The sequence below is a fragment of the Pseudomonas sp. P5_152 genome (assembly GCF_033989915.1).
Lineage (GTDB): Bacteria > Pseudomonadota > Gammaproteobacteria > Pseudomonadales > Pseudomonadaceae > Aquipseudomonas.
Genome location: NZ_JASFAH010000002.1, coordinates 5,618,510 through 5,637,315, shown reverse-complemented (window position 1 = coordinate 5,637,315; position 18,806 = coordinate 5,618,510). Strand labels below are relative to the sequence as shown.

At 61.9% G+C, this 18,806-nt stretch carries 19 protein-coding genes; 8 read left to right on the top strand and 11 right to left on the bottom strand.

Translation table 11 applies throughout. The annotated features are described in order from the left end of the window. Nucleotides 1-9: 9 nt before the first annotated feature. From QMK50_RS25870 to QMK50_RS25860, 3 genes are all read left to right on the top strand, one after another. Nucleotides 10-1,047, top strand: coding sequence for a DNA topoisomerase IB (locus QMK50_RS25870; RefSeq protein WP_320334367.1), 1,038 nt, complete (start codon nucleotides 10-12; stop codon nucleotides 1,045-1,047). Nucleotides 1,048-1,191: 144 nt separating this feature from the next. Continuing rightward, nucleotides 1,192-2,844, top strand: coding sequence for an ABC-F family ATP-binding cassette domain-containing protein (locus QMK50_RS25865; RefSeq protein WP_320334366.1), 1,653 nt, complete (start codon nucleotides 1,192-1,194; stop codon nucleotides 2,842-2,844). A gap of 245 nt (nucleotides 2,845-3,089) precedes the next feature. After that, entirely contained in the window at nucleotides 3,090-3,320 is a 231-nt protein-coding gene (locus QMK50_RS25860; protein ID WP_095168489.1) for a hypothetical protein, read from the top strand. Between the two features lie 45 nt (nucleotides 3,321-3,365). On the opposite strand, the gene QMK50_RS25855 is transcribed toward QMK50_RS25860, so the two are convergent. From QMK50_RS25855 to QMK50_RS25815, 9 genes are all read right to left on the bottom strand, one after another. After that, on the bottom strand, nucleotides 3,366-4,337 hold the full coding sequence (locus QMK50_RS25855) for an XdhC family protein (protein WP_320334365.1): 972 nt from the start codon (nucleotides 4,335-4,337) through the stop codon (nucleotides 3,366-3,368). Nucleotide 4,338: 1 nt separating this feature from the next. After that, nucleotides 4,339-5,586, bottom strand: coding sequence for a c-type cytochrome (locus QMK50_RS25850; protein ID WP_095168493.1), 1,248 nt, complete (start codon nucleotides 5,584-5,586; stop codon nucleotides 4,339-4,341). A 2-nt stretch (nucleotides 5,587-5,588) separates the two neighbouring features. Beyond that, nucleotides 5,589-6,128 (bottom strand): (2Fe-2S)-binding protein, encoded by a 540-nt coding sequence (locus QMK50_RS25845; RefSeq protein ID WP_095168494.1) that lies wholly within the window; start codon nucleotides 6,126-6,128, stop codon nucleotides 5,589-5,591. Next, a complete protein-coding gene (locus QMK50_RS25840) occupies nucleotides 6,121-8,952 on the bottom strand; it encodes a xanthine dehydrogenase family protein molybdopterin-binding subunit (RefSeq protein WP_159995493.1) in 2,832 nt (943 codons plus the stop codon). Before QMK50_RS25840 ends, QMK50_RS25845 begins: the two co-directional genes overlap by 8 nt. Nucleotides 8,953-9,205: 253 nt before the next feature. Further along, nucleotides 9,206-9,904, bottom strand: coding sequence for an alpha/beta hydrolase (locus tag QMK50_RS25835; protein ID WP_095168497.1), 699 nt, complete (start codon nucleotides 9,902-9,904; stop codon nucleotides 9,206-9,208). Between the two features lie 14 nt (nucleotides 9,905-9,918). Next, entirely contained in the window at nucleotides 9,919-10,152 is a 234-nt protein-coding gene (locus QMK50_RS25830; RefSeq protein ID WP_095168498.1) for a hypothetical protein, read from the bottom strand. A 95-nt stretch (nucleotides 10,153-10,247) separates the two neighbouring features. After that, complete coding sequence (locus tag QMK50_RS25825) at nucleotides 10,248-10,481, bottom strand: hypothetical protein (protein ID WP_095168500.1); 234 nt, start codon at nucleotides 10,479-10,481, stop codon at nucleotides 10,248-10,250. Nucleotides 10,482-11,125: 644 nt separating this feature from the next. Continuing rightward, nucleotides 11,126-11,305, bottom strand: a complete 180-nt coding sequence (locus tag QMK50_RS25820) for a ribbon-helix-helix protein, CopG family (RefSeq protein ID WP_320334364.1) — start codon at nucleotides 11,303-11,305, stop codon at nucleotides 11,126-11,128. A 180-nt stretch (nucleotides 11,306-11,485) separates the two neighbouring features. Further along, nucleotides 11,486-11,791, bottom strand: a complete 306-nt coding sequence (locus QMK50_RS25815) for a hypothetical protein (RefSeq protein ID WP_143501192.1) — start codon at nucleotides 11,789-11,791, stop codon at nucleotides 11,486-11,488. 252 nt (nucleotides 11,792-12,043) lie between these two features. Between QMK50_RS25815 and QMK50_RS25810 the strand changes: the two genes are divergently transcribed. The 3 genes from QMK50_RS25810 to QMK50_RS25800 all read left to right on the top strand — a co-directional run bounded on the left by QMK50_RS25810 (nucleotide 12,044) and on the right by QMK50_RS25800 (nucleotide 14,588). Continuing rightward, nucleotides 12,044-13,381 carry an MFS transporter gene (locus QMK50_RS25810; protein WP_320334363.1) on the top strand — a complete coding sequence of 446 codons (1,338 nt, stop codon included), beginning with the start codon at nucleotides 12,044-12,046 and terminating at the stop codon, nucleotides 13,379-13,381. A gap of 236 nt (nucleotides 13,382-13,617) precedes the next feature. Continuing rightward, nucleotides 13,618-14,094 (top strand): hemerythrin domain-containing protein, encoded by a 477-nt coding sequence (locus QMK50_RS25805; protein ID WP_320334362.1) that lies wholly within the window; start codon nucleotides 13,618-13,620, stop codon nucleotides 14,092-14,094. Nucleotides 14,095-14,387: 293 nt separating this feature from the next. Further along, complete coding sequence (locus QMK50_RS25800) at nucleotides 14,388-14,588, top strand: hypothetical protein (RefSeq protein WP_159995486.1); 201 nt, start codon at nucleotides 14,388-14,390, stop codon at nucleotides 14,586-14,588. Between the two features lie 28 nt (nucleotides 14,589-14,616). On the opposite strand, the gene QMK50_RS25795 is transcribed toward QMK50_RS25800, so the two are convergent. Both QMK50_RS25795 and QMK50_RS25790 read right to left on the bottom strand, forming a co-directional pair. After that, on the bottom strand, nucleotides 14,617-14,979 hold the full coding sequence (locus QMK50_RS25795; RefSeq protein ID WP_320334361.1) for a hypothetical protein: 363 nt from the start codon (nucleotides 14,977-14,979) through the stop codon (nucleotides 14,617-14,619). Between the two features lie 105 nt (nucleotides 14,980-15,084). Continuing rightward, nucleotides 15,085-16,455, bottom strand: a complete 1,371-nt coding sequence (locus QMK50_RS25790; RefSeq protein ID WP_320334360.1) for a PLP-dependent aminotransferase family protein — start codon at nucleotides 16,453-16,455, stop codon at nucleotides 15,085-15,087. A 136-nt stretch (nucleotides 16,456-16,591) separates the two neighbouring features. Between QMK50_RS25790 and QMK50_RS25785 the strand changes: the two genes are divergently transcribed. Further along, nucleotides 16,592-17,881 carry a hydroxymethylglutaryl-CoA reductase, degradative gene (locus QMK50_RS25785; protein ID WP_320334359.1) on the top strand — a complete coding sequence of 430 codons (1,290 nt, stop codon included), beginning with the start codon at nucleotides 16,592-16,594 and terminating at the stop codon, nucleotides 17,879-17,881. 2 nt (nucleotides 17,882-17,883) lie between these two features. Further along, entirely contained in the window at nucleotides 17,884-18,801 is a 918-nt protein-coding gene (locus tag QMK50_RS25780; RefSeq protein ID WP_320334358.1) for a hydroxymethylglutaryl-CoA lyase, read from the top strand. Nucleotides 18,802-18,806: the final 5 nt, after the last annotated feature.

Below are 18,806 nucleotides of genomic sequence, written 5' to 3'. Positions count from 1 at the left end.
CCCTGCGCCATGCCGGATCTCACCCCAGCCGACTCGCTGCCACCGGACCTGCACTATGTCGATGACACGCAGCCCGGCATCCGCCGCAAAATCCTGCGCGGCAAGTTCTGTTATCTCGATGTGGCTGGCCAGCGCATTACCGACCCTGCGCAAATCAAGCGCCTCAACGCCCTCGCCGTGCCTCCCGCCTACACCGACGTGTGGATCTGTGCCGATCCCCAGGGCCATCTGCAGGCCACCGGCCGCGATGCCCGGGGGCGCAAGCAATACCGCTATCACCCGCGCTGGCGCGAAGTGCGCGATGGCGACAAGTATTCGCGCCTGCTGGAGTTCGGCCTGGCACTGCCCAAGCTGCGCCGCCAGCTGGAGGCGCAACTGGCAAGCCCCGGCCATGGCCGCGACAAGGTCATGGCCACGGTCATCAGCCTGCTCGACACCACCCTGATCCGCGTCGGCAACAGCCAATATGCCCGGCAGAACCGCTCCTACGGCCTGACCACCTTGCGCACCCGGCACGTGTCGCTGAACGGCAGCGCGATCGCCTTCCAGTTTCGCGGCAAGAGCGGCATCGAACACCAGATCACCGTCAAGGACCGGCGCCTGGCACGAATCATCAAGCGCTGCCTGGAACTCCCCGGGCAAGACCTGTTCCAGTACCTGGACGAACAGGGGCAACGGCGCACCGTGACCTCCTCGGACATCAACGCCTACCTGCATCAACTGACAGCGGGCGACTTCACCGCCAAGGATTACCGCACCTGGGCCGGCAGCAGCCTGGCCCTGTCAGCGCTGCGCGAGTTGCCTTGGGAGTCGGCGACCGACGCCAAGCAACACATCGTCGAGATGGTCAAGCGCATCGCCAAGGAGCTCGGCAACACCCCAGCCGTGTGCCGCAAGTGCTACATCCACCCGGCCGTGCTCGACAGTTTCCTGCTCGGCACCCTGGCGCAACTGCCCAAGCCGCGCCAACGCAAGCGCCTGAGCCGCGAAGAGGTCGGGCTGATGATGTTCCTGCAAACCCTCTCGCAAAAGCCACAAAACTTGTAAGGCCTTGCCGATCTACGCTAGGCTGGCCACCTTTCCTACCGCAGGACGATCGTTCGCCGTGAACAACTAAGCCTTTCAAAAATGTATGCGCAACAAGCCGCCTCGGGCACTTGTTGGCCTTTTTCGACATTTTTTGGAGGTGCTATGACTCACGTCACGCGTCTGCCTGCACTCGTTACCCTGAACCAACTCAGCTTCCAGTTCGCCGATGGCGAGCACCTGTTCGACGCCCTGGATTTATCCCTCGACCAACGCCCGACGGCCATTGTCGGCCGTAACGGCAGCGGCAAATCGGTACTCGCCCGATTAATCAGCGGCCTGCTGCAACCCAGCGCCGGAACCTTGAACTGCCACGCCAGCGTCGCCTATGTGGCGCAGGAACCCCTGTGCGTCGACGGCCAGACCGTCGCCCAAGCAGCAGGCATCGCCAGTACACTCGATGCGCTGGCCCGCCTGGCTGCCGGCAATGCCTGCGCCCAGGACCTGGACGACGTCGCCGAGCGCTGGGACCTGGCCGAGCGCTTTGCCTCCATGCTCGCCCAGGCCGGCCTCAGCGGGCTGACTGCGCAACAGCCGATGGCCGCCCTCAGTGGTGGTCAACGTGCACGGATCGCCCTGATCGGTGCCTTGGTCAGCCAGGCCGAGTTGCTGGTGCTGGATGAACCGAGCAACCACCTGGACGCTTCCGGACGGCGCTGGTTGATGGCGCAACTGGCGGCCTGGCGCGGCGGCCTGATCCTGGTCAGTCACGACCGAAGCCTGCTCGACAGCGTGCAACGCATCGTCGAACTGTCGCCCTTGGGGGTACAGGTATTCAGTGGCAACTACACGGCCTACCTGCAACAGCGCACGGTGCTGCAAGCGGCGGCGCACGCGGCACTGGAGCACAGTCGCAACCAGCGCCGTCGAGAACTGCAACGCCTGCAGCGCGAACACGACACGATTTCGCGGCACGCCGCCGGGTCGCGCAAGCATGCGCAGACCGCCAACGTCTCACGCTTCGAACGGGCCACCATGAAAGGCCGGGCCAGCGAGATCATGGGCCATGTGCGACAGGCCCACCAAGCCTGCAAAACCGAGCTCAACGCGCAGGTCCGCGAGGCCCATGCCCGAGTGATTCACGATGAGCCAGTGCTGATCCCCTTGCCGGGCACCGCGCTGCCCAACAGCCGGCGAGTCATTACCCTGGTGGCTGCGCAGTTGCCATGGCTGCCCCGGCAAACGCCGGGCAGCCGGCTCGACCTGACGCTGGCAGGGCCGGTGCGGGTGGCGCTCAGTGGCCCCAACGGTTGCGGTAAATCGACCCTGCTGAAAATGCTCGCCGGTCACTGCGCCGCCGTCAGCGGCCAGTGCCAGACCCACGTACCCAGCGCCTACCTGGATCAACACCTGGGGTTGCTGGACCCCGAGCGCTCGGTGGTCGAGCAGTTGAATCTGCTGGACACCCCGCTGTCCGAAGGGGCGGTGCGCAGCCGCCTGGCTCACTTGCAGCTGGATGCCCGACGCGTGCACCTGCCCACGGGCCAGCTCAGCGGTGGCGAGCGCCTCAAGGCCGCCCTGGCGATCGCGTCGTGGGGCAATACCCCCGCGCAATTGCTGCTGCTCGACGAACCCACCAATCACCTCGACCTGGACTCCGTGCAGGCCCTGGAACAGGCCTTGCGCGGTTTTGTCGGGGCGCTCATCGCCGCCTCCCATGACGCCGAGTTTCTCCAGGCCCTGCAGCCCACCCACCACCTGCACTGGACCGCGCACGGCTGGCAGTTGCAAGACGGCGGCCCGGTGCTGCCGGGCTGAATCAGGCGACGAACAGCACGTGGGGTTTTTGCAGGTTTGCCAACGGGATCTATAGTTGATGGGGGCAACGATCCAGTTCCAGGGCGGGGTCTATACTTGGAGCGATGAGCCCGAGAACAACGCGGTTGATCAAGCCCCGCGCGTTATCGTTGACGTCCATCGCGAGCAGGCCGCAAGCGGGCGCTCGCTCCTACAGGGGTTGTGTTGTCCTTTGCCAACCTTCTCGACTAATGGAGGTGTTTTCCATGTCCGAAAAAGAGTCCATCACCACCCTGCTGACGTTGCTCGACTCGCGCCAAACGCGCCTGACGGCGGCGTGCAAGGAAATCGCCGATTGGGTCGACAAACATGACGGCCATCCGACGGCGATGAAAATCCGCGACCGCCTGCAAGATATCGAGAAGGACGCGCCGCTGATCCAGAACGCGCTGACCTCGCTCAAACCGCTGGATCGGCCCCTGCCACGCTTCCGCTGAGCCGAGCGCTTTGAGGGCCGTGTGTCGTTGGCTGACTGCCCTGGATCAGAGTTGATCGCGGGCAATACCGCTGCGAATCCGCAGAATGTCGGCCAGCACCGCCAAGGCGATCTCCGCCGGAGTCTTGCTGCCCAGGTTCAGGCCGATGGGTGCGTGAATCCGCGCCAGCTCGGCCTCCCCCAGACCACCGATCCGGCGCAGGCGCTCGAAGCGTTTCCGCGAGGTTTGCAGGGAACCCATGACCCCGATGTAAAACGCCTCGGTGCGTACGGCTTCCATCATGGCCAGGTCGTCGATACGCGGATCATGGGTCAAGGCGACCACCGCCGTGTCGCTGTGGCAACCGCCCTGGGCAATGAACACCGATGGCAACTGACGGCGAATCTCCACATGCTCCAGCACCACTCCCTCCAGCACTTCCTCGCGCGGATCACAGAGGATCACCTCGAACCCCAGGCCGACCCCGAACTCGGCGCACGCATGCGCGACGCTCGAGTAACCGGCGAGCAACAGCCGTTGAGCCGCCCCGACACGCAACCGCACCCGATCGATTTCGCGCTCGATGCGTGGCCCGTGCTCACGGTCGACCAACAGGCCGCGGGCACCACTTTGCAGGTCGACTTCACGGATCAGCCGGCGCTGGCCCAATAGCGCGGATTCCAGTTCACGCAGGTGCGCCTGGACTTCGCAATCGGGTTCGAGCCTTTCCACCAGTACATCCAGCAGTCCGCCACAGGGCAGTTTGACCTGGGAGCGCGGATCATCGCCCTCGCCGTAGCGCACCACGCTCACGGCCTCGGCAAACAAGCCTTCGGCCATGCGCTCGAGAAAATCGTCCTCGACGCAGCCACCGGACAGCGAACCGATCCAGTGCCCGCTGTCGTTGACCGCCAGCATCGAGCCCGGCGCGCGAGGCGCCGAACCGTAGGTGCTGAGCACACTGCACAACCACACACGCTGGCCCGCGCTGGACCAGGCCAGCGCGCGCCGTATCACTTGCAGGTCAAGATGCTGCATGTCAGTGCGCCTTGTGCTCCGCGGGAGCCTCTGCCTTCAGTTGTTCGATCTGACTGATCAGCAGGTCAGCCGGTTGCCCGCCCCAGGCCTGACGCAGGTAGTTGATCAGGTCGGTGGATTGCTGCGTGCTCAACTTGTCGGCAAAGCCCGGCATCGGCTGCATGCGCTCGAAACCCGAGAACTGCTGCTCGCCAATCCCATCCTCGATCACCCGCAACAGGTTGCGTGGATCTTCCAGGCGCAAGGTGGTGTTGCCTTGCATCGCCACGGCGATGTGCGGTTTACCTTCACCATTGCCGCCGTGGCAGCCGGCGCAGACGTTCAGGTAGTCCTGGCGACCGCGCTGGGCGCTGGCAGTGAGCTGGTCCGGCGTGACCTCGCTGAGCACCTTGGGTTGCGGTGGCAACTCGCCCAGCAGGAAGGTGGCCATGGCCTTCAGGTCCGGGTCGCTGAGGTGCTGGGTGCTGTTGTGGAACACCGGGAACATCTCGTTGAACATCGTGCCCTGGGCGCTCATGCCGTGCTTGAGGAACGAGCTCAGGTCCTGGTGGTTCCAGCCGCGAGCCGCCAGGTCATCGGCCAGCAGGCTCGGCGCCAGGTAGCCGTTGAGCAGGCCGCCGGTCATGCGTTTGTCCTGCTGCATGGCGCCGGGCAAGCCGCGCGGGGTGTGGCATTCGCCACAGTGACCGAGCACGTCGACCATGTACTGGCCGCGCTGCCACGCCTCGCCCTTGCCTTCGGCCGGGGCCAACTTGACGTCCTTGCCATAGAGCATGTTCCAGCCCATCAGGCCCAGGCGCACGTTGAACGGGAAGCTCAGGCTGGTAACCGGTGCCGCGCGATTGATCGGTGCGATGGTCTTGAGGTACGCGTGGATCGCGTCGGAATCGGCACGGGGCATCAGGTGATAGGAGGTGTACGGCATCGCCGGGTACAGATTGGCGCCATCGCGCCGCTTGCCTTCGGTCAAGGCGGCGAAGAACTCGTCATCGCTGTACAGGCCGATACCGTGCTCTTTGTCCGGCGTGATGTTGGTGCCATAAATGGTGCCGAACGGCGAGACGATCGGCAGGCCGCCGGCATACGGCGCGCCACCGGGTGCGGTGTGGCAGGCCATGCAGTCGGCCGCCCGCGCCAGGTATTCGCCCTGCTTGACCTGCTGTGGGTCTGCTGCCAGGACCGCTTGGCTGGCCAGCAGCGCAACCGCCAGGCCCACGGCACTGGCAACGCCGCTAAGTAGTCGGTTCATGCTCAACCCTCCTTGACCAGGCCAAGATCGTTGAGCACGTTGCGCGTGGCGCTGTAATAGCGCACGTAGCCGGTGCAGCGGCAGATGTGGTGACCGAGGCTGTCCTCGATCACCGCTTCCAGCTGGCTTTGCTTGATCGGCTGGCGCTGCAGTTTTTCCACCAGCACCGTCGCGGCGTTGACGAACCCCGGCGCGCAGTAGCTGCACTGGAACGCGAATTCGTCGACGAAGCGCTGCTGGATCGGGTTCAGCTCAGTGACCTTGCCCGCCTCGTCGCGGGTCGCATGGCCCTCGATAGTGCGGATCTTCTTACCCTCGAAGTAGTGCGCGCCAGTGATACAGGTGCGCACTTCCTCGCTGGTGCCGTCGGGGTTGTCGACGATCACCACGCAGGCGTGGCAGATGCCCTGGCCGCAGCCCAGGCGCGAGCCGGTAAGGTTTCGGTATTCGTGCAGGTAGTCGATCATCGGCAGATCATCAGGGACCTCGACGGGACCGACGGTTTGACCATTGAGGGTCATTTGGAGCGGACGGTTAGCCATTGAGGGCCTCCTTGATGCGCGCTGGAGTGATAGGCAGGTCACGGACCCGTTTGCCGATGGCGTGGGCCACGGCGTTGGCGATGGCGCCCACTACCGGGATCATCACCACCTCGGCGATGCCCTTGGAGGGGTCGCTCGGCGACAACGGTGGGAGGATTTCCGAGGTCTGTTTCCACACCGCGACATCCTTGGCCCGCGGCAGACGGTAACGGTTGAAGTTCCAGTCACCCTCCCCTGGCCCACCTTCGTACAACGGCATTTCTTCCAGCAACGCGTGGCCGATGCCCATGGCGATCCCGCCCTCGAGCTGGCCCTTGACCAGTTCTGGCACCAGCACCCGGCCGCATTCCAGCCAGGAGTGATGGTTGAGCACTTGCACCTCGCCCGAACCTTTGTTGACTTTCAGCTCGACGATGGTCGCCACAGGGCTGTAATAGGTAACGGCGGCGTTGTTCAATTGCGTGGCCGGGTACACCACGTTCTGGCGGTCCAGCAGGTGGAAACCAGCGGTCTTCATCTGCGCCTTGATCGCCTGCGGCGCACCATCGCCGTACTTCACGGCCAGCGCATCAAGCGGCAGGCGTTCGCGCACACCGTTGATGTTGTACTCGGCCTCGGCCCAGCTCCAGCGGTTGAAACCATGCACCGTGGCGCCGGTCACCAGCCCACGTTCATGGGCACGCTTGGCCAGTACTGCCAATGGCAGCGGTTCCATGCCGTTGGCCGTCAGCTTGCCGTCGACCCAATGGGCATCTTCACGGCGTACCACGTAGGGGTTGGCCTGGCCGCCAAACGGTCCCTGGCGCCAGATTTCCACAGCGGCGGGCCACAGGCCGTGGTTGAACAGCACGCGCGCCGCTTCGCGGGTGGCGTGGCTGAAGTAGTAGGCCGAGTTGGTGGCCGACGATGCCGAGGCAATCTTGCCGACCCAGCGTGGGTTGCGCAGCACGCTATCCTGCTCGGCCTGGCTCATGATGTAGGGGTTGCCGCTGCTGGTCAGTTGCAGCTCGTCCCACTCGGTTTCACCGGTCTTCACTTCGCTGGCCGGGCTGCCGAGGAAGTCGGCGACCACCAGGGCCTGGGAGGTGGACATGCCAGTGCCGATCTCGATGCCGATGTGGCGCAGGGTGATATGCCCTTGGGCGGTGAACTCGATACTGGCCATCGGCGCTTCCGAACCGGTGCCGAAGTCTTTCTGGCAGATGGCAAAGCCGATGCCGTACCAGTTGTCAGGGTCCTTGGCATCTTCGGCCAGTTTCAAGGCCTTGCGGTTTTTCCACAGGTCGAAACCGGCAGCCTTCTCGAGAATCTCGTGCAGGCGCAAGGCCCCGGCCGGCACTGCGCCCTGGGTGTTTTTCATGCCCGAGAGCAACACGTTTTTCTTGCGCAGGTCGATGGCATCGATGCCGAGGCGATCGGCGATTTCGTCGACCATCATTTCGGTCGCGGCCATGCTCTGCAAGGTGCCGTAGCCGCGCATGGAGCCGGCTTCAACGCCGCGCGAGTGGTAGGCAGTCACTTGCAGGTCGTTCTGTGGCATGTAATAGATCGACTGCGCCGCCGTGGCACCGACTGCCGCCACTGAAGGGCTGTAGTTGATCCGGCCACCGCCGTCGACGGTCATGTCGGCGCGGAAAATCTTGAAGCTGTGATCCTGCTTGTCGACCGCCAGTTGGTAGCGGATGTCGAACGGGTGGCGCTTGATCCCGCTCTGGAACTGCTCGTAGCGGTCGTTTGCCAGGCGCACCGGCACACCGTTGCCATACAACGCTGCCAGGGCCGCGTAGTAGACAAAGATGTTGTGGTCCTTGGAGCCATAACCCACGGTGTAGCCGGGGTGCATGTTCAGCGCGGCAAGGCCGAAACGCGACGGCGCGATCATCTTCGCGGTTTCCGAGGCGGCTTCCAGCGGGCACTGGGTCGCGACCACAAAATGCAGGGTCTTGGTCGCCGGGTCGTACCAGCCATTGCCGTTGTCCGGTTCCAGGGCCGCAGGCTCGATGGACGGCGTCTTGTAGCGCTCGTCAAAGACCATCCAGCCGTCCGGCGGGGTTTGCAGTTGCTGCTGCATGCGGTCGGCATAAAACAGCCCGCGCTCGGTCAGGTTGCCGTGCACGTTGGGCTGGGCATTCCATACCGGGCGGCGTTCGCGAATCATCGGGAACAGGATCGAGTCCTTGAGGCTGGCGAATTCGTCTTCGTCGGCCGAAGTCGCACCGCCCACCCGCACGTAGCGGAAGCTGCCATAGGGGTCGCGGGTATAAAGCGGCGCCTGGGCACCGTAGCGGATTGCTTTGTCATTGAACTTGAGCTTGTTCTTGGCCTGGCGGAAACGCTCGAAGTCGTTCCAGATCAGAATCGCCACCGGGTGGCCGATGAACATCGGCACCTTGCCCGTCGGCAACAATGGATCGGGGGCGTGGTCTTCCGGGAAGACAATGCCGTCCTGCTCCAGGTCCTGGGCGGTGACGATGCGATCGGGTTGCAGGTCGGCGCCCAGCAGCGCCAGGTCGAACCCTTCATAGATGCGGTCGGCACGAATGGTCTTGAGCAGCATCGCGTGGCCCTGCTGCTGGGGCCAGCCCGGCATGTCCTTGGCACGGATGTCGCGGGCAAAAACCTTGCTGCCGCAGACCTTGGACAGCGAGTCGTTGCGCATGCGGGCCTTGCCGTTATTGCCAAGCCATTGCTCGGACGGCACGGTCACGCTGTTTTCCATCAAGGCAGCCAGCGCCTGGGAGCTGAGCGGTGTCAGCGTCACGCTGACGCCAGCGATCAACCCGCCCTGCAGGAAGGAGCGCCGGGATATGTCACGGTTGGACATGGATCATCCTCTGGACGGCTATGAAATCCGTCCATGTCGTTATGGTGTTCTGGAAAATTCAGGTCATACAGAAACCCTTCCTGAAGATGCGAAGGGCCGACAAACCGAAAAAGTTGACCTAATGGTTAACTTTATCGAATTTGTCCGGCCTGGGCAAAAGTAATAGTAGTTGCAAGCTGAAATTTGTCCGGGCGTGGGACATGGGGGAGCAGTCGGGCGCCGCAAGCGGGGGACCACTCCTGCGGGGGAAGTCTCAGTCTTGACTGATGGTGCTGGCGGCCTGGTCGATCAACGCGGCTACTTCGACTGGCATCGAGGCCAGCGAGGCGTGACTGGCCTTGAGGGTGATCACTGCCTTGGCGTTCAAACGCGCCGCCATGCGCGTCTGGTTTTGCGGCGAGATCATCCGGTCCTCGCTGGAAATCTGATACCACGAGGGTTTGTGTTGCCAGGCCGGATCAGTGACGGTGTCGCCGAAGGTACTGGCCAACGGGGCCTTCTGCGTGATGCCCATGACCAGGCCTTCGCTGGCCGGCAGGTCCTGGCAGAAGCTCTGGTGATACAGCTCAGGCTTGACCCACAGGTAGCCATCGCTGTCGGGGGCCAGGTTGGCCGCAGCCTCTGGCAAGTGTTCCTGGGTGATGCCGCCGGGGCTCTCACCCGCCTGCGGGGCAAAGGCGGCGATAAACACCAGGCCGGCGACATTCGGCTGGTTGCCCGCCTGGGAAATCACTGCGCCGCCGTAGGAGTGACCCACCAGCAACACCGGTCCCGGCTCCTGCGCGATCATCTTGCGAGTGCGCTCGGCATCGTCGGCCAGTGACGTCAGCGGCAGTTCCACCGCGCGAATCCGCGTATGCCCCAGGCGCAACAGCTCGCCAATGACTTTGTTCCAATGTGCCGCACCACCCCAAAAACCATGGACCAGCACAATCGTCGGTTTAGCGCTCATCAGGTAACCCCCGCTCAGGTGCTCAGATTGATTTTGTGAGCCTTGACTTCATTGGCGTAGCTGACGAGCCGCGCCTCGGTTTTCTCGAATACCTCGCACATCCTCAGCAACGCCTGCGCATCCACCGGGTTGCCGGCCTGGTGCAGTCGCTCGGCAATGGCCTTGATGTCCACCGCTGACCAGCGCAGGTCCGATGCAATGCCTTGCAGGTCGCGCCGCAGTTGCTGTTCCGGCTTGTTGAGTAACATGACAATGACCTCCGTCTCTGGGTACGACTGGATAAGGTGCACGGGAAAACTGTAGCACCTTAATCGCCCGACTTGATCGCGGCTGGATACGCGTGTCATTGCGCTTGGATTCGGAAATCGCGGAACAACTCTTCCTTGATGATCAACAGGGCATCCTCGTAGTACCGCTCGCCGCGGGCTTCGCTCAAGGGTACGCGCCTGATGCTCATCTCAGCACCGGCGGGCCGGTGCTCGCAGGTGAGGAAGAACTGCGCAGTCTGCGGGTCGAATTCCAAGTAATAGAACAGCTCGCGCCCTTCCCGGTGCCAATAGCCAATTTCTCTGCGCATCAATGACCCATCCACCTGTTCAAGTGCGGTCATTCTAACGGGAGAGCTGGCTGAGGAAGGGCGACGGGAGAGAAAGTGATCAATGAGCCCTTTGCGCGTTGCGCGAGCAGTTGGCCAGAGGCGCAGCAATTGACCCGAAGGGTGGCATCGGACTCATTGATCGTTGCCCAGCACAATGTTGGGCGATTTCCATTTGAGCAAATGGACATGCAGTGCACGTCGCGACGTCGACCCACTGTGTGCGGGGCGACTGCCGTGCAGCTACTTTTTTAGCAGAGGGCCATGGGACGGTCTAATAACCTTTTGTCCTGGCCTTATGGAGCCTGGGAATATCAACCACCGGGTTTGAAGGTCAAATTTCAGGCAAAAAAAAGCCCAAGTAGCTGATGGAAACTTGGGGCTTAAAAATGCATAAACCGTGGTGGTGAACGCGGGGCAATATTAACCCGACCTGACGACTTGTAACAAGATATTTACATGTAGAAAAATGAAATAATTTTTAGCTAAGTGCTTAAATAACCACATTTTTTTTACGTAAAAGACGGATTGCCGATCGTCAAAAATGCCAGGGACACGCAACGCCGGGCAGCGGCTCGGTGGTCAAGACAAGACCGCGGCCACGGCTGTACGCCGAACCCAACGAACTACTGGATAGAATGTCTCGGTGTTGTTACCGGATGGCCGTTGGACTCTTCCAGATAGTCTTTTATGAGCTTACGAATGACTTGCGAAGTGGTCAGGTCAGAGAGCGCAGCAAGATCTTCAAGTTCTTTCTTGGTCGGCTGGTCAATCAATATGGTCAGGCGTGCAGTTCTATTGGGCATTTTACGATCCTTGTGACCTGCGCAGCGATGTGAAGGCCGCGAGCGGAATTCCAGTTCCTGGTTTAAATGATAAATACAATATTCTTAAGCCCAGTGGACCATAGTCCAAACCTCGGGTATTGCCCAACTTTCTGCGCGAAACACCGGACCGGTGCCCGCACCCTCAGACGCACTGTGGCTTCAACGCTTGGTGCAGATCGGACTGTTGGCGTGAGTCATCGCGCGTTCGGCACCCATGCTGTAGTAATGCATGGGACCTGCGCTGCAGAGCGTTTCCGGCAGGCCCCAAGGGTCTTCAGTGATACGGCTTTCGACCACCAGGCAGCCAGTGGCTTCGTAGGTCCCGACAAAAACCACCTCGACTTTGCCCTCGCGCTTGCCAGAGGCAATTTCCGAAACACGGCCGTTTTCATGGTAAACCGTCACAAAATGCGCATCCGGGTATTGCTGCATGAACAGCTGATACACATTGGATCTTATATACATCTAACAACTCCTGGCTCAACCACCCACTAGTTGCCAACAGTAGCGCGACTTCGCGGTTAATTTCCACCCACTAACTTTGCTACTAACTGACAAAGTAGAGTAACCAGGCCTTATTCAACCCTAACAGCATCATACCCACAGGGTATGGTACTGCACCCATTTGATATTAGACGCCCGCCCCCTCGGGCTTTAGCGTGACGCTCAGCAGGTGCGCCTGAAAAAACTACAACTAGAAAGCACTCGGAGCCCCCCATGAGCAGTCACTACTCAATACCCGAACTGATCGATGACTCGCGCCTCAGCGCCTTTCAGTGGCGGATTTTCACCCTGTGCTTCCTGGTGGCGATCCTCGATGGATTTGATACCCAGGCCATTGCCTTCACCGGGCCGTCGATTATCCAGGCCTTTGGGCTAGGTCCCGGGGCCCTGGCGCCGATTCTCACCGCGGGCATCGTCGGCATGGTGCTGGGCGCCATGTCGCTGGGGCTGCTCGGCGACAAGCTGGGCCGACGCCCGACCATCATCGGCGCCGTGGCGCTCTTTGGCTGCGCCACCCTGGCAACCGCATTTGCGCAAACCACCGAGCAGATCCTGGTCCTGCGCTTTATCGCCGGTCTCGGCATGGGCGGTGCAACCCCAGTGGTGCTGTCGCTGGCGGCGGAATACGGACCGGCGAAAAACCGCGGCACCATCATGACCACCGTCCTGCTCGGCCTGCCTGCCGGCGCGATTCTCGGTGGATTGCTGGCGGCCAAAATGCTCCCGGTGATTGGCTGGCAGGGGATTTTCCTGGTCGGTGGGATCACCCCGCTGGTGCTGCTGGCAGTACTGATGATCTGGCTGCCGGAGTCGCTGCACTTTCTCACCCGCCATCGCCTTGGCAGCCAGCGCACGCGGATCGAACGTATTGTCGCCACCATCAGCGGACGTCAAACGCCGGCAGACAGCACCTTCAGCGTGCCCGAAGTCGAGGTCAAGACCAGCGTCAACTCATTGTTCAGCGGCGGCCTGGCGCGCACCACCTGCGGCATCTGGACCATCTACCTGTTCAACTGGGTCGCCTGGTTCATGTTCCTGTCCTGGTTGCCAACCGTGCTCAAGGCCACCGGACTCCCCGCCGAACAGGCGCCCATGGGCACTGTGGCGGTGAACACGGTGTTCGTGGTCTGTGCGATTCCGCTGGCGATCATCCTGCCGAAAATCAACGCTCGCCTGTTGCTGCTGGCGCTGTTCCTGTTCGGCATAGCCATCAGTTGGGGCCTGGCCAACAGCGGCACCAACTGGTCGCTGGTGTTCATCCTCGCCGGCGCCGCAGGCCTGGGCATCGGCGGGCAGCAGATCGTGCTCAACTACATGGTCGCCCAGGCCTACCCCACCGCCTTGCGGGCCACCGCCACCGGCTGGGCGATTGCCCTGGGTCGGGTCGGCGCCATCATTGGCTCGGCGAGTGGCGGCTGGTTCCTCGAACATGGCGGTCCATCGGGCTACTACAGTGCGCTGATCGTGCCACTGGTGATCGCAACCGCCGGGTTGCTGATCATCCGCAGCCAACCCCAGGCCGTGTCCGCTCATTCGCCAGTGTCACACTGACTGACGTAGGGCGTGACGAACATCCAGTCCCAGACGACAGGTGGGCTATTTGCATGGCGCAACCCACTATTTCGTGCAAGCTGCATGGCATCGCGCGCCCAGCCGACACATAAACCTTTGATTTTACATGACTAATTAATTCATCCCGCTGGCACAGGCCCTGCAACCTCTATTGGGAGTTTGCGCGTTAGGCACAGACCTACCGCAATGCCCCCGTGACCAAAGAGGTGACCTGCATGAACGCCATTGACCTGTTGCAAGCTGACCACGAACGCGTCAAAGCCATTCTCACCCAACTCAGTGAGTCGACCGATCGCGCCGTGAAAAAACGCACCGAACTGGTGGCCAAGCTGGAGATGGAGATCGCCATCCACACCCGCCTGGAAGAGGAGATCCTGTACCCGGCGTTCAAGAAAGCCGGGGGCAAGGAGCAGGACGAAATGTACTACGAAGCCAAGGAAGAACACCGCACAGTCGATTCCCTGGTATTGCCCGACCTCAAGCTGACCGACCCCACCACCCCGGAATTCGCCGGTCGGGCCAAGGTGGTCAAGGAGCTGCTGGAGCATCACATCGAGGAGGAAGAAACCGAGATGTTTCCCCAGGCGAAAAAGCTCTTGGGCAAGGCCACACTCGAAGAACTGGGTAAACAGATGGAAGCCATGAAGGCCCAGTACAAAAAAGACCTAAGCGCCGGCAAAATCGCCGCCTGACCGCCTGACCGCCGGCAGTGCTGGCCCAGCCGTCATGCGCTGGGCCAGACTGCCCCTCTGTGCGCGAACAGTTAATAGGGTCGCATGCAATTCAGTCACAATTGTTTAACGCAACTCCCCCACCATTCGTCGCGTAGCGATAAGTCATGGGGTTAGCCCTATACTGTCTGGCTTAGGGATTGCACAGGCCCGCACTAGCGCCGCACAACGTCGAAATTCTGACGCGCAGGGCTAATTCAATCTAACGTTCAAGGACACCAGCGAAACGCTTGGTCAGTCATCGGAGATGTATCGTGTCAACTCTTTCTGAAATCGCAGCGAACCACGCGAAAATGGCCAAGGAACTGGAACAAGAGTCGACCCGACTGAGTGAGCGCGCGCCCCAAGTGGTGGGCAACCTGGAAATTACCTGCACCGATGAGCAACCGCCGATACCGCTGCACCTCATGGCCGGCGCACAGGACAACACACTCGGCCAGGCCGCCAGCTACTGACGCACAGGCGTCAGCAATCAGGTGCTTTTCAGTCCTGATCCAAACCCCCCATGCATTGCGCGGTGCTGGCAAAGGAAGTACCCGCCTGCTGGACAAGCGCGCGCCACTCATCACTGCTGATCAGTTGGGTGCGCTCCATGTGGTCGGCGGCGAGCAGCAGTTTGTCGTAACGATCCTCGGCGTTGATCAGGCTTGGCGGCATCAGGAACAACCTGCGCCAATTGGTCAGCGCCTGGTTCCTCAGGTCATCTTTCATAGGCTCCCCTAAATTGCCTGTACCGGTCGCGACTAGCCGAAAGTCAGCATGCTGAACAGATTGAAAACCGTATAGGCCGTGGCAGCCATCAAGATCAATGCCGCGAAGATTTTTTGTTTTATCAAGTGCAAACATCCCTGTCCCGACGGCGTGGTGGCACGCTGATGTGCCGCTCGAGAGTATGCCGACAGCAATATCAATACGCTATCACCCTCGACAAAAAAACCTGCCCGCCCGCACTCAGCCTCGCAACACCGCCTTGAGCAACGGATCATTCAGATACGCAACGTTCAATCGGGTCCATGGATTGATGCGCGACTGCTCTGCGGAAAAAATGTGCCCCGGGGCGATCATGAAGCCCTTGGGCAGCAGTTGCCGAGTCAACTCCCGGGCGTCCTCGATGTGGGGAAACCTGACCCACAGATACAGGCTCTGCTCTGGGCAGACGAAGACCTCGGCGCCGATCTCCTCCAGCATCTGCAAGCCCGCGGCGGTGGCGTTTTTCAAGCGCTCCTGGAGTCGAATCAGATGCCGCAGGAAATGCCCTTCCGTCAGGATCACGTCGACGGTGCGCTCACACAGCTCCGAAGTGCTGGTGTGCAGGAGCATTTTCAGGTCGCCCAGTTCGTCGATCATCTCTTTGCTGCCGGCGATAAAGCCAACCCTCAATGCCGCCGATACCGACTTGGAAAAGCTGCCCACGTACAACGAGCGTTGCAACTGATCCAGCGCAGACACCCGGATCGCCGACGCCGGTTTGAAGTCGGCCAGGGCGTCGTCGTCCACCAGAATAAACTGGTGTTGTTGCGCCAGCTGCACCAGCCGATGAGCCTTGCCAGGGGAAATATCGGAGCCAGTGGGGTTGTGCCCAAGCGACTGGATGAAAAACAACTTGGGCTTGTGCAGGAGCAGGTGTTGCTCCAGCACGTCCATGTCCGGCCCATCCACCAACCTGGGCACCGATAACATCCGCGCGCCTTGCAACTGCAGCTTGCCGAACAGCGGGTAGTAGCCTGGATCCTCGACCAGCACGCCATCGCCCGGGGCAATGAAGCGGCGGATGATCAGGTCCAGTGCGTGATTGGCGCCGTGGGTGGTGACAATCTGCCGCGCACTGGCGCCGATCGAATAGCTCGCCAGTTTCTGCACCAGGTGCTGGCGCAGACTGGCATTTCCCAGGCGGTTGCCATAGCGAAACAGCGTGGTGACTCCGGTGCGCATGATTTGCCGGGTGAACTTGTCCAGGCGCATGTCCATCAACCACTCCACCGGTGGAAACCCCTCACCCAGCGGTGAGTGTCCCGGTTCCCGCACGAACTGCTGGCGCATCAGCCAGATGGTGTCCATCGCCCGCGTGAACGGCAGGGGTTCTTCCGGCTCGCTGCTGCTGGTTGCGCCCTGTTTGACGAAAAACCCCTGACCGTGCCGGGCCTCGACCAAGCCTTGCGAGGCCAGCGCTTCATAGGCGTTGATCACCGTGTTTTTCGAATGACCGAACAAGCGCATGCACTCGCGCAGCGAAGGCAAGCGATCCCCCTCGCGGTAGGTGCCATTGCTGATCTGCTCGACCAGCGATGCGCTCAGTTGTTCAGCCAGTGTCAGTCGCGCCATAGTCGCTCATCCGCCATCAATGATCACCGAGGGTACAGCTTAGGTACTGTCTGTCCAAACTGTACCTTTTTTACCGGAACACATGCGCTTAGGGTGACGGCAACTTAAAAACAATAACTGCAAGAGGCCTCCTCCCATGAGTATCGACTCCCGTCTTCCCATGTTCCGCAGCATGTCGCCGGCCGCTCGCCTGGAGCATTTGCAAGAGCTGCTCGGGCTTGGCGAGGATGATGTGACCCTGCTGCGCGATGCCGGCGCCCTGCCCCTGGACATCGCCGACGGCATGATCGAAAACGTGATCGGCAAGTTCGAACTGCCCTACGCCGTGGCGAGCAATTTCCAGATCAATGGCCGCGACGTGATAGTGCCGCTGGTGGTGGAAGAGCCTTCGGTAGTCGCCGCCGCATCGTTCATGGCCAAGCTGGCCCGCGAGGCGGGTGGATTCCAGACCTCCAGTTCGCTGCCGCTGATGCGCGCCCAGGTGCAGATCGTCGACATCGCCGATCCGTTCAACGCCCGCCTGAGCCTGTTGCGCCACAAAGAGCAAATCATGGAGCTGGCCAACCGCAAGGACCAACTGCTCAACCAACTCGGTGGCGGCTGCCGCGACATTGAAGTGCACACCTTCGCCCAGAGCCCACGCGGGCCGATGCTGGTGGCACACCTGATTGTCGACGTGCGCGATGCCATGGGGGCCAACACCGTCAACACCATGGCCGAGGCGGTGGCGCCATTGCTGGAAGAAATCACCGGCGGCAAGGTGCGCCTGCGGATTCTCTCCAACCTGGCGGACCTGCGCCTGGCCCGGGCCCAGGTGCGCATTGCCCCCGAGCTGCTGACAACCGCCGCCTATCAGGGCGAGGAAGTCATCGAAGGCATTCTCGACGCTTACAACTTCGCCGTGATCGATCCCTACCGCGCCGCCACCCACAATAAAGGCATCATGAATGGCATCGACCCGCTGATCGTCGCCACCGGCAACGACTGGCGCGCCGTGGAAGCCGGGGCTCACGCCTATGCCTGCCGTAACGGCCATTACGGCTCCCTGACCACCTGGGAAAAAGACCGCCAGGGCCATCTGGTCGGGACCCTGGAAATGCCGATGCCGGTCGGACTGGTCGGCGGCGCCACCAAGACTCACCCGCTGGCACAACTGTCGCTGCGCATCCTCGGTGTGAAGACCGCCCAGGAGCTGGCGGAGATCGCCGTCGCCGTTGGCCTGGCGCAAAATCTGGGAGCGCTGCGGGCGTTGTCCACCGAGGGCATTCAACGCGGCCACATGGCCCTGCATGCCCGCAACATTGCACTCTCGGCAGGCGCCAAGGGCGAGGAAGTCGGCTGGCTGGTCAAGCAAATGGTCGAGTCCCGCGATGTGCGTGCCGACAACGCGGCGCGCCTGCTCGAACAAAAGCGTGGGCAGTGCTGAGCATGCCCTTGGATCATGTACGCCTGGTGGAAGTCGGTGCCAGGGACGGCCTGCAGAATGAGCGACGCACGTTGCCGGCGTCGGTCCGGGTGCAGTTGCTGGAGCACCTGGCCGACGCTGGTTTGCGGACCCTGGAAGCCGGCGCGTTTGTATCAACGCGCTGGGTACCGCAGATGGCGGGCACCGACCAGGTGCTCAAGGCCCTGCCTTCGCGCGCCGGTGTCAGCTGGACCGCGCTGGTGCCCAACGTCCAGGGGCTGGAAGCCGCCATCGCCGCTGGCTGTCGCGAAGTCGCGGTGTTCGCTGCGGCTTCAGAGGCGTTCTCGCAGCAGAACATCAACTGTTCTATCGAGCAAAGCCTGCGCCGTTATCAGGAAGTGATCGTGCGTGCCCGGGATGCCGGCATCCGGGTCCGCGGCTACGTGTCGTGTGTCATGGGCTGCCCTTTCACTGGCCAGGTCAAACCCGAGGCTGTCGCGGCCGTCAGCGCGGCACTGTTTGGCATGGGCTGTTATGAGATCAGCCTGGGCGACACTATCGGTACCGGCACGCCCGCGGTGACAACTCGCTTGATCGAAGCCTGTAGCCAGGTGGTGCCGGTCAGCGCGCTGGCCGGGCACTTTCATGACACCTATGGCATGGCGATCGCCAATATCCATGCAGCACTGGCAAGCGGAGTCCGGACATTCGACAGCTCGGTTGCCGGCCTGGGCGGCTGTCCGTATTCGCCAGGGGCCACCGGCAATGTGGCGACCGAGGAGGTGATTTACCTGCTGGACGGCCTGGGCATGAGCCATGGCGTCGATCTGGATGCGCTGATCGAAGTCGGTGAATTCATCAATGCCGAGCTCGGCCGGGAGACCGCATCCCGTGTGTCCCGCGCGCTGCTGGCGAAGCGTGGCAGGTTGCACATCCAGTAAGCCGC

What these genes read in the sequence shown, in the direction of transcription:
- QMK50_RS25870 (WP_320334367.1), top strand. Translation starts at nt 10, where the DNA reads ATGCCGGATCTCACCCCAGCCGACTCGCTGCCACCGGACCTGCACTAT.
- QMK50_RS25865 (WP_320334366.1), top strand. Translation starts at nt 1,192, where the DNA reads ATGACTCACGTCACGCGTCTGCCTGCACTCGTTACCCTGAACCAACTC.
- QMK50_RS25860 (WP_095168489.1), top strand. Translation starts at nt 3,090, where the DNA reads ATGTCCGAAAAAGAGTCCATCACCACCCTGCTGACGTTGCTCGACTCG.
- QMK50_RS25855 (WP_320334365.1), bottom strand. Translation starts at nt 4,337, where the DNA reads ATGCAGCATCTTGACCTGCAAGTGATACGGCGCGCGCTGGCCTGGTCC.
- QMK50_RS25850 (WP_095168493.1), bottom strand. Translation starts at nt 5,586, where the DNA reads ATGAACCGACTACTTAGCGGCGTTGCCAGTGCCGTGGGCCTGGCGGTT.
- QMK50_RS25845 (WP_095168494.1), bottom strand. Translation starts at nt 6,128, where the DNA reads ATGGCTAACCGTCCGCTCCAAATGACCCTCAATGGTCAAACCGTCGGT.
- QMK50_RS25840 (WP_159995493.1), bottom strand. Translation starts at nt 8,952, where the DNA reads ATGTCCAACCGTGACATATCCCGGCGCTCCTTCCTGCAGGGCGGGTTG.
- QMK50_RS25835 (WP_095168497.1), bottom strand. Translation starts at nt 9,904, where the DNA reads ATGAGCGCTAAACCGACGATTGTGCTGGTCCATGGTTTTTGGGGTGGT.
- QMK50_RS25830 (WP_095168498.1), bottom strand. Translation starts at nt 10,152, where the DNA reads ATGTTACTCAACAAGCCGGAACAGCAACTGCGGCGCGACCTGCAAGGC.
- QMK50_RS25825 (WP_095168500.1), bottom strand. Translation starts at nt 10,481, where the DNA reads ATGCGCAGAGAAATTGGCTATTGGCACCGGGAAGGGCGCGAGCTGTTC.
- QMK50_RS25820 (WP_320334364.1), bottom strand. Translation starts at nt 11,305, where the DNA reads ATGCCCAATAGAACTGCACGCCTGACCATATTGATTGACCAGCCGACC.
- QMK50_RS25815 (WP_143501192.1), bottom strand. Translation starts at nt 11,791, where the DNA reads ATGTATATAAGATCCAATGTGTATCAGCTGTTCATGCAGCAATACCCG.
- QMK50_RS25810 (WP_320334363.1), top strand. Translation starts at nt 12,044, where the DNA reads ATGAGCAGTCACTACTCAATACCCGAACTGATCGATGACTCGCGCCTC.
- QMK50_RS25805 (WP_320334362.1), top strand. Translation starts at nt 13,618, where the DNA reads ATGAACGCCATTGACCTGTTGCAAGCTGACCACGAACGCGTCAAAGCC.
- QMK50_RS25795 (WP_320334361.1), bottom strand. Translation starts at nt 14,979, where the DNA reads ATGTTTGCACTTGATAAAACAAAAAATCTTCGCGGCATTGATCTTGAT.
- QMK50_RS25790 (WP_320334360.1), bottom strand. Translation starts at nt 16,455, where the DNA reads ATGGCGCGACTGACACTGGCTGAACAACTGAGCGCATCGCTGGTCGAG.
- QMK50_RS25785 (WP_320334359.1), top strand. Translation starts at nt 16,592, where the DNA reads ATGAGTATCGACTCCCGTCTTCCCATGTTCCGCAGCATGTCGCCGGCC.
- QMK50_RS25780 (WP_320334358.1), top strand. Translation starts at nt 17,884, where the DNA reads ATGCCCTTGGATCATGTACGCCTGGTGGAAGTCGGTGCCAGGGACGGC.